The following is a 9,597-nucleotide window of genomic DNA, read 5'->3' on the forward strand; positions in this document are numbered from 1 at the left end:
GTTCTGGTCGCTGATACAACAACCGGAATATAGGGGGAGAATGCCGTTATGGCAAGGTTTGTTGGGGTTCAGTCACCCACCGATTTGTGTGAGGACCCATTAAAGATTTCCGTAGAACCAGCATAACCGTAAGTCCATATGAGTGACCCGGCATCATATCCCTTGTTCCTGCAGTTTGTGAGAAAATTCCTGGTGGCATCATTTTGAAGAGTGTCGTCCCAACTGGTATTTTGCTTTTGTCCGTATTCCCCGAGAATCGCGGGTTTGTCCAGATTAAGGGTGGAGTACTCAGGAATATATCCGGCACTGTCGTAAACATGGAAATCGTAAAAGTCGAGGCCGAGGCCGCTGAACTTCCCGTTCATGACGTTATTCCAATCGTGCCATCCGGAGGTGCTCGTGACCTGACGGGTCGCGTCAGCGGATTTGATTTTCGTAACTGTACCTAAGATGAAAGATCTCATTGTGTCCCATGACACGCCGGGGCCGATAATGTTTCCATCAGCCCCGGTCACAGCGCCTTCACACTCATTTATCACGTCAAAGGCGTATATCTGACTCTCGCCTTTGAACGCGGCGGCAAGGGGCCCGACGGCGTTGTTCAAGTAGGTCGCTCGTTTCCCCGGATCCTGAATAATGTTGATCAGCCTGTTTCTCAGCGTCTGATGATCCGCGCTTAAGGGAAATTCGAACGAGTTCACGTCGCAACCGTTTAACAGTGTGAGATATAGTTGAATGTTATTCGCCTTCGCTATCGCGATCGTGTCACGGAGATTTGTGATGAGAGTCGCGTCAAGTCCCGATACGTTATCGCCGCTATCAAATTTCAATCCCTCGAGATTTTCAAAAAGCCATATCCTGACGATATTCAAATTCATTTTTCTCATATCTTGAAAGTACTTTTGCATGTGAGAATGGTTATAGGAACACCCCCAGTTGAACAGGAAGTTGGTGCCAATGTCATGACCGTACTGACCGTCCAGCCAGGCAAGGTTTGCCCCGTGCAACCTCGAGGAAGTCGAAGCGGCGGCAACTTTTGATGCCGGCGATAGCGAAACGAGGCCGGCGATAAGGAGCAGCGTCATCGTCATAACTATAAGAGCGCGTGTCTTTCGCTTCATATTAATGTTCTCCCCAAATATCAAGTATCGAACGCGGCGCGATAAAAACTGAAGCGGACGTTCGGGTGGCCGGCGAGCAACGACATCGGAACCGAACTGTCGGCGATGCCCTTTGATACCATCAGCGCGGTGAGCCTCATCCCGAACGGGTTGTCGTCCATGCCAGCCTGCCATATCGAAACGCGCTCCGCTTTCCAGCTCTCGACCGGCCCCACTGTTGCCGCCCGCGCCGGCACCGCCGTGACGTTTCCGCCGGTCAACGCGCGCGCGTTTTGCGTCACCGTCGCCGGGTGCAATTCGACGACCCTGGTCGCGAGACGGAGATACTCTTCGACTGACGGTGGCTCATCTAAGTATGCCCCTTCCCGCCGGAACGGGTCGTTGAACGCCCAGTGCTTGACGTCGCCCTGCCCGCCCTGCATGACCACGCACCGAACTTCATCGAAGCTCCTGCTGTACGCGTCGAGGTCGCCGACGGGAAAGAGCATCTGGCTGTCCGGCATCCTCAAGCGAGGCTCGATGCGGTCGAAACAAAGCTCCCTGTCTTTCCTCGCGAAAGAGAGCTGGTGCGACAACTGTACCGACCGGCCATTCTCCATCCACTCGTCCATGCCCCAGAAGTACGCGTTGTGAAGTTCGAGGTGAAGGCTGTTGACCAGTTGCGCCACAAGCGGCAACTGCGCCGTTGGCCCGATCGGCCCGCATATTCCCGCCGGATTATCCGGCGTCGCCTGTCTCCACGCTTCGATGTACTCGAGCGCTTCCGCGAGATAAAACTCCTCGAGGGTGTCGTAAAACACCACATCAAAGCCGGGCCTCGAAAGCGACGCCAGGTCCTGTTGGGTGAGCCGCGCCGCGTCGCTGAGTATCTCGCGATCGAGCGTCGTATAATCCCACCATCCCGGAGCTATCAGGCTGTCCGGCCTTGCCACAGTTCAGTCCTCCCAAATGTTCTAACATTAGACGTTGGGGATCAGGTACCGTCTACCCCAGAATATCGCTCAATGGATCCTCATCGCTACGACTGTACCCGATGTGATTGTGCCTCATCCACCCCTCCGCATACGTGAAGCGGCCGGACATTTCGCCGAGTTCGCGGCACATCTCGTCCATGGCGCCGATATACGAGCCGACGCCCTGGCTCGCGTCCAGCCACTCGCCCTGCGTGCGGTGCATGGCAAGCATCAAGCGCTTCCTGTCCATGACACGCGAGACGTCCACGTACTGCCCTGGCATGACGACGCGTCGCGTCCAATCTCGCAACCCGTACGGCATCGCGTGGTAGATAACGGTCTCGCCATCCCACCGTGGCACGGGCGGCTCTGTCTTGAAGTTCGGCATGCCTCTCGCGAACGCCGCCATCGTGAGCAGCCTCGCCGTATTCAAGTGATCCTCCATGTAGTCAAATAACGAAGGAACCAGCATTATGTCCGGCTTGATGTCGCGCACCACCGCCGCCACTTTAGCCAGCAGTTCCGCGGAAAAGAATATCGCCATGTCGTCGGCAACCGGAGCGTGCCATACCGCGCCGGCTTCGAGCGCCGACGCTTTCGCCTCCTCTGAGCGCAGATGGATTATCTCATCGCGTCCATGAGTCAAAGTGCCGCAACAGCCGTTGGCGATGTTCCACATGTGGAGGACGGCGCCACGTTCCTTTAAGAGCAGCACGGTGCCCGCCATCATGAACTCGATGTCGTCGGGGTGCGCGCCGGCGGCCAGGACTGTCACCATTTTGTTCTGTTGTGCCGTCATGCGTGTTTTCCTTTTTCTAGGGATCACTCAATGATACAACAGGAGTAAACACGATTTCCGTCTACCTTTACTGCGTAGAGGGGTCAGGCACCGTCTACCGCTAAAGCGGTAGACGGTGCCTGACCCCCGAGGAAGTACAGCACGGCTTCTTTGACCTTTTGGCCGGTGCACGTCTCGAACGCGCGCGCATAGAGCCTGATCTGCGGCGCGTATTTCGATGCGGCAACCGACAGGTCGCCGTCCGGCCCCGCGGCATCCGTCTTGTAATCGACGATGACCCATCCTCCGTCCTCGAGAAAAGCAAGGTCTATCGAACCGCGCACTAAGTTTCTCCCGTCGGGAAGATGGAAAGTCGCCTCGCTCAGGCGCTTGTCAGCGTTCAGGGCGCGTTTCCATATGTCGGAGGTCATGACTACTTTTACCGTGTCGACGAGGTCGCCTTGCCTCGTCGGATCGATGCCGGCTTTCAACAGTGCGGTCTTCGCGTAATTCTCGAGATACGCGTCATTATTTCTCATGACCAGATCCAGAACCTGGTGCACGGCCTCGCCCCACTTGACTCCGTGCTCGCCTTCGGGAACCCTGGCGGTCGCTCCCGCCTGAACCTCAAGCGATGCCGCCCCGTGGTATTCCCCCGATAGCGCAAGCTCTTTGGCGGCGCGCACGCTGTATGTCGTCTCGCGGGCCGCCGCCATCCGGGACTCAACGGCCAGAGTTGCTTGCTCGACCGCCGCCGGTGAAACGGCGGAGGCGGCGTGACGCAACCCCCCGATTTTCCCGGGGTCGGCAAGTGCCGGCTCGCTGTCAACAAACGGTCCCAGTTCGTTCCATATGCTGTTGCCCTTTCCGTTGTCCTGCCTGGTCACCACGAGCATCGATTCGGCGCGCGTTGCCGCCACGTAACGCAAGCGGGTCTTCTCCGCATCTGAGAATCGGCCCTCTATCTCTTTGAGGTCATCCCACCCCTCAGGCGCTGCCCTCAGCGTTGGGCTATAGGTCGTCTTCTTGTAGATGCCCATGTAGCCGAGGACTTCGCTGTCCTCGAGCCGATCGACATATGTGTCTATTGTGCCGCTCATGGACGTCTTGTGGCTTGCCAGAAACACCACCGGGGCCTGCAGCCCCTTGGCCTTGTGAAGGTTCAATATCCGGACGGCGGGGGCGGTCTCGGGCAGTGCGGAGATGCCGTCGAGGTTGTCTGAGCCGCCGGCACCCGCAACCATGTCTCCCAGGAAACCGATGAGATCCGCGGTCGTTGGCAGCGTGTCCTGCGCGGCTCGAAGCAATTCGCACGCTCTGGCAACACTGCCCGCCTGAACATCTCCACCTTCCCTTGATGCCGCCAGCGCCATCAGTCCCAGGTGCGCAACGATGCGTTCGATAGCGGCAACTGGCGGCATCTTCTGGAGCCACCGGGAGTACTGTTTGAGCCTGTCGAAAGCGTCGCGGATGGCTTCCGCGCGCTCAGGCGCGAGCGATGTAAAATCCCCCTCGCCCCCCTTGTCAGGGGGGTAACACCCCTCCGGTACCCCGGAGTTATAGTCGAACCTGCCCCCGGCGGCCTTGAAAGCATAGAGCGCGGCGTCACTGATCCCAAACAGCTCGCTCCTCAAAGCCCCGAGAAGCGCCACCGGGTTGTCCGGCTGTGTCACCGCGTCCAGGCAGGTGTGCAGGAGGCGCAGCTCCCACACTTCACTCAGGGTTGTTCCTCCGGAGACCTGATGCGGTATGCCGTACTGCTGCAACTTGCGAGCGTACACGGACAGCGCGCTCTTATTGAAAGCGATTATCATGAAGTCGCCAGGGGTGACCGGCGTCGCGGCGTCTTCTCCAGGATGGGTGATTGTGGCGCCACGGCTTACGGCGCTCGCGATAGCGCGTGCTATCAGGTCGGCCTCATATTCCAGTCCGGCGGCGCCAGAGTTTCCTTTGCACAAGTCCGAGGGAACCGGCAGGATCCTGATTCCTGACAGGTCGCTCGCCTGCGAGGGGGCTCTGCCTTTGCGCAAGCGTACATACGCCGGGGACTCGTCCGTGGCAAGGCGCGGAAAGCACCCCTCAAAAGCCATGTTGGTCCAATCAATCAATTCGCCGGTTGCCCTGAAGTTGGCCGAGAACTCCAGCACCCTGCCGTTATCTTTGATTATGTTCTTGACGTCGTTATAGGTGACGATGTCCGCGCGCCGGAACCTGTAGATGGACTGTTTCGGGTCGCCCACGACGAACAGAGAGCCCGCCCGCGGGATGCACCTTTTCCACTCGCGCTCGCCGGGGTCGGTCGCCGTCAGGTAAAGCATGATCTGCGCCTGGATGGGATCCGTGTCCTGAAACTCGTCCACCAAAAGGTGCGTAAAACGGCGAGCGAAATACTCTCGAATGTGCGGCTTGTCGCGGAGCAGATCCGCCGACTTCATCAGCAGATCCTGGAAGTTGAGCGCTCCCCGGTCGAGTCTCATGCTGTCGTATATCTCGCGCGCGTCGGCCAGCGCTGTTATCGCCACCCTGTATCGGATCTCCCGAACCGCACGCATGAAAGGCGCCGCGACCTCTTTTCTAAAGAGTTTCCACCTTGCCTGTTCCTTTTTGGCGAAATCGGCCCAGCCGCGCTTCTTCATTTCGGCGCTCATGCTCGGCGCGTCCCGGTCGAACTGTTCGAGGATATCGATGAGCCAGGGCACGTCGTCAGGATTGCCCCGGCGGACGAGCCATGCAAGCCGCTGATACTCCTCAAAGAGCCGCCTGCCGCCGCTGGGCGGAGGAGGATCGGGAGGGTAAGGACCCGATTCGCGCATGTGCTTCGCGTAGGCAAAGAGTTCTTGTGCGACCGGTTCGATCGGGGGCAGGTCTCTGGCCGGATCCGGCGTGGGCCACCTGTCAACGTCCGGGAAATCGGCAAAGCGCATGAAAGAGTTTCCCAGTTCGGAGATCGTCATGCCAGACCGGCGCAATTTGGGAAGGATGCCGCCGGGGTCGTTCGCGATGAGGCGGGCCGTGTACTCGGCCCAGGCCTGCAGGCGAAGACGGTTGTCCTCGTCCGGCTCTATCTCTTTGAAAGCGAGATCGACGCCAGCCTCGACCGGCCGCTCACGGAGAAGCTTTGCGCAGAAAGAGTGAATGGTGCCTATGAAACACTGATCGATGTTGGCGAGCGCGAGCGCGAGCCGCTCGCGATCCTGCCCCTCAGCCTGCGCGGTCACGGACTCCAAAGCGGCCTGGAACCTCGCGCGCAACTCGGCTGCGGCTTTGCGAGTGAACGTTACCGCCGCGAGCGTTGCGATGCTCTGGCAGTTGCCTCTCCGGAGCAGCTCGACCATGCGGTTCACCATACTGGCCGTCTTGCCGGTGCCGGCGGCGGCTTCGACTAATATGTTGATGCCAAGCTCACGAACGATCGCGTCTCGCTGCGCCTGGTCGCCCGGCGCCGCTGTGAATGTCGCGTCACTCATCGCGCGCCACCCGCGGTGTCTCCCGGCAGTGGCGCTATTTCTCGAAGAGCGCGATAAGGCTCGAGCGCCGCGTTGGCCAGGGTAGCGCACTTGCGATTGATCGCCTTCACGGTCGCGTCGATGTCTCCGAACGCCTGCGTATATTCGCTGTACTCGAGGTCTTTCGCGTCTGTCGTCATGGCGAAGCAACCACTCGACATCATGTCACAGAGGAGGGCTGCAAGGCCCAGGCCTTCCTGGAGCTCGTCCCTGTTCCACCCTTCGCGGCGCGCTTCGGTGGGGCCGGGGAATATATACTCGAAACGAACGACCTTTACGCCGTCGCCGTGCTTTTCGCGAAGCGCCATCTCGCCCAGCGCCGGGTACAGCGCTCCCTGCATGAAACGTCCGCGATCAAACGGCCCCTTCGAGTGGTATTTGCCGCTGCCGCCTGTCTTGTAATCGCAGACGACGTAATCGGCGCCATCGCCGTCCAGCACCCTGTCCAGGCGATCCAGCTTGCAGCGGACGCGGACGCTCTTGCCGTTGGGGAGCGCGACGGCGCACGCTTCGGCGACGTCGTAGGATGTGCCGTCGCGCTCGGGCGGAACCCCGATAGAAAGCTCACATGCCACCGGCGTTCGGCTCATGCCCAACGGCGCCTCCATTGAGAGAAACATCTCGGCGGCGCATGTGAGCCGGTCGCATTCCGCGATGAAGATGCCCGGATCCGGTGGAGGTGGTTTCTCAGCCTGCTTTTGCCGGACATAGCCATCGAGGATGCCCGCCAGCCTGTCCCTGTCGCGGTCGAAGGAAGGGGGTAGAAGACCCGCGGCGTCGAGCTCTCGCATGAAGTCGCAGAAGACGGCGTGCAGGAGGCTGCCTTGTTCCATCGGATCCAGCCATCTCGAGGGGTCTATCTCGAACTCCTCGGGCAGCTCGATTTCGAGGATGTGCTTGAAGAAGTACTCCATCGGGCATCTGGCGAAGGTCTCGAGGCGGCTCGGCGAAATTGCCGGCCCGTCGGGGGCTGTGCAATCGTTGGCCAACCCCGCCTCGGGCACGAAGCCATCGTATTCGGTGAACTCGTCGCTTGCCCGCGCATCTGTCGCCGCCAGTCCGCGTGACAGGTTCGCGAAGTTCTCGCCTATCATCTGTTTCGGATTTTCCACGGGGTTCCCCGCGCACATGCGCCATAGCCACCACTCCGTCATGTCGATGCAGCGGCCCTCCTTGCCGGGGGAGAAAGACGCCGGCGGGTCGGAGAATTTGATGCGCGTGACAGGTTCGCCGCCCACGCCGCGGCAAGCCGAGACAAGCGCACGGCTCGGAAACATCTCCCGGTCGTCGGTGAGGCTCCGGCAGCAGTAGCTCAACGTGACGCGGCCGCGCAATCGGGCGGTGAGACTGGTGAAACCTTGCGCCTTCATGTCGATGCGCCGGCCGGCGGTTGTGAGATCAGGCGACATGGCAACGCGCTCGGCGTCGAGGAGCAGCGGGTCTTGAAGCCCGGCGCCGGGGAAGCGCGTGTCGTCTATTCCTACGATGAAGGTGTTGGGCCTGCCGGAGTGTCCTCCCCTTTTGATGTTCGACACGTGGATGCACCCGGGCATCGGGCCCTGGCCGCCGACGCGGACACTCGCGGGCAGATTCGCCAGCCATGCCTCGATGTCGAAACCGGTCGAACCAACCTCGCAAAGGCACGTCTCGAGCTCGGAGATTTTGTCGAGGAGCGCCTCGCGGCAGTAGGCGTCCATTTCGCTTGTGGCGCGGACGATTTTCTCTAGAAAATAACGCGCGTGAGCAAGCCAGACTTTCTGCTCCTCAGCCGGATTCGGCGTGTGCGCTTTTATTTCGGCCATCAGAGCGGACAACATCCGCAGCCCGTCGAGACGCTTCGACAAATCTTTCTCCGCGCGTATCGCGCGCTCGAGCTCGTTCTGATAGCGGTTCAGGCCCGCGGCGATGGGAACCGCGCGCAGTATTGCGCCGAGCCTCGCGAAACTCAAGCCGCGTTCGCGAGCGCCGGGAATCTCGAGCAGGCCATCTGTAATCATGCGCACGATCGTCTGCTGAGGGTAGCCGCCGCGCATCCAGGCAAGCCACGCCTCGAGCGCCCGGCCCGGACGGGAATATCGCGCCGGGATGCCCTCGGCGAAGGTCACGGGAGGGGCCTCCGCGCCCTCATGCATCATTCTGACGGCAAGCTCGTAGAAGTGCTGGACGTAGGTCTCGGTGTCCGTGTGAACCACCTCAACCTCGTCGAGAGGGATGCTTTCTTCGACACAGCGCCGGAAAACCTCGCGGACTTCGTTGACTTCGCCAATCGCGTTGAAGACGGCGGGCGTGAGTTCTGTCGCCTGGCACGGACTGTCAACCGGCAGCGCCACGCGCGCGCCTTCCGGGAAGGCTTCGAGAAACGCGCTCTCGAGGCCGCGGAGCTCCTGTGAAATGTCATCGGGCACAAGGATGCGGAGATCGCCCGGCGTATCGGCCTCTTCCCGCAGGCGGTCCGCCGCGAGCGCCAACGCGCCGGGATAATCTGAGAGATTGTCCTCTCGCAAACGCTTTTCGAAAGCGCCGAGGACGGCCTTGATCTCAAGCCCTTTCTCTGCGACCTCGAAGGCGGAGGGAACAATGGATGCCGACTCTATGTCCGCCATTCTCAACTCGCCTACGGCGTTTGCGACGACGCGGGTCAACCCGGGACTCGGCGCGAGGACCGAAAAGTAACCGCCGTCTTGAAGCAGGTCGGCGATTATCCCGTCTATGAGGATCTCGAGCTCGAGATCTCTTGCCCGCCTGAGTCCGCGCGAATCCATCCATGGCGCCGCGATCTCGAGCGCCAGGCTTTTGAGGGTTTCCGCCCGCGCGTTGAAGATGGGCTGGCCCGACCGCGCCACGGCGTCCAACCATTGCATGCCAACGCGGCGCGACGGCGCGAGGACGATCTTTTCCTCGAGCGTGTGGTCACGACAGTATTCGCGAAGCGCGTTTGTGAGCGCGTTCAATTCGACGCCGCTCATTTAAAGATCCTTTCCTGGTGAACGTAGCCGCTATCTCAAATGATACCAAAACGCAACACCGGGGGCCTGACCCCATGTGTTGCGTTTGTCCGCGCACGCACACTGGAAAGGAGGCTCCGTCCAATGTCTGACTCGCTCGCCGCGCGTGAAGATGAGTTGCCCTCGAAAGTCGAGCTGGAGTTTAAGACTTAACCCCGCACGACGCCCCGCATTGCCGATCAGGACGCGGAATTAGCGGGTTAGACGCTGTAAGACCCCCAGGCTGTCCACGTG

5 protein-coding genes are annotated in these 9,597 nt (G+C 60.4%); all 5 read right to left on the reverse strand.

Annotated features, from left to right (window positions below; all coding sequences use genetic code 11):
* Nucleotides 1-68: 68 nt before the first annotated feature.
* Nucleotides 69-1,121 carry a hypothetical protein gene (locus tag CVT63_06595; GenBank protein ID PKQ27700.1) on the reverse strand — a complete coding sequence of 351 codons (1,053 nt, stop codon included), beginning with the start codon at nucleotides 1,119-1,121 and terminating at the stop codon, nucleotides 69-71.
* Nucleotides 1,122-1,141: 20 nt separating this feature from the next.
* Nucleotides 1,142-2,053 carry a glucosamine-6-phosphate isomerase gene (locus tag CVT63_06600; GenBank protein PKQ27701.1) on the reverse strand — a complete coding sequence of 304 codons (912 nt, stop codon included), beginning with the start codon at nucleotides 2,051-2,053 and terminating at the stop codon, nucleotides 1,142-1,144.
* Between the two features lie 52 nt (nucleotides 2,054-2,105).
* Entirely contained in the window at nucleotides 2,106-2,852 is a 747-nt protein-coding gene (locus tag CVT63_06605; GenBank protein ID PKQ27704.1) for an LmbE family protein, read from the reverse strand.
* Nucleotides 2,853-2,956: 104 nt separating this feature from the next.
* A complete protein-coding gene (locus CVT63_06610) occupies nucleotides 2,957-6,319 on the reverse strand; it encodes a hypothetical protein (GenBank protein ID PKQ27702.1) in 3,363 nt (1,120 codons plus the stop codon).
* Nucleotides 6,316-9,324 carry a hypothetical protein gene (locus CVT63_06615; GenBank protein PKQ27703.1) on the reverse strand — a complete coding sequence of 1,003 codons (3,009 nt, stop codon included), beginning with the start codon at nucleotides 9,322-9,324 and terminating at the stop codon, nucleotides 6,316-6,318. Before CVT63_06615 ends, CVT63_06610 begins: the two co-directional genes overlap by 4 nt.
* Between the last annotated feature and the right edge of the window lie 273 nt (nucleotides 9,325-9,597).

The sequence above is a fragment of the Candidatus Anoxymicrobium japonicum genome (genome assembly GCA_002843005.1).
In the GTDB taxonomy this organism is placed as follows: domain Bacteria; phylum Actinomycetota; class Geothermincolia; order Fen-727; family Anoxymicrobiaceae; genus Anoxymicrobium; species Anoxymicrobium japonicum.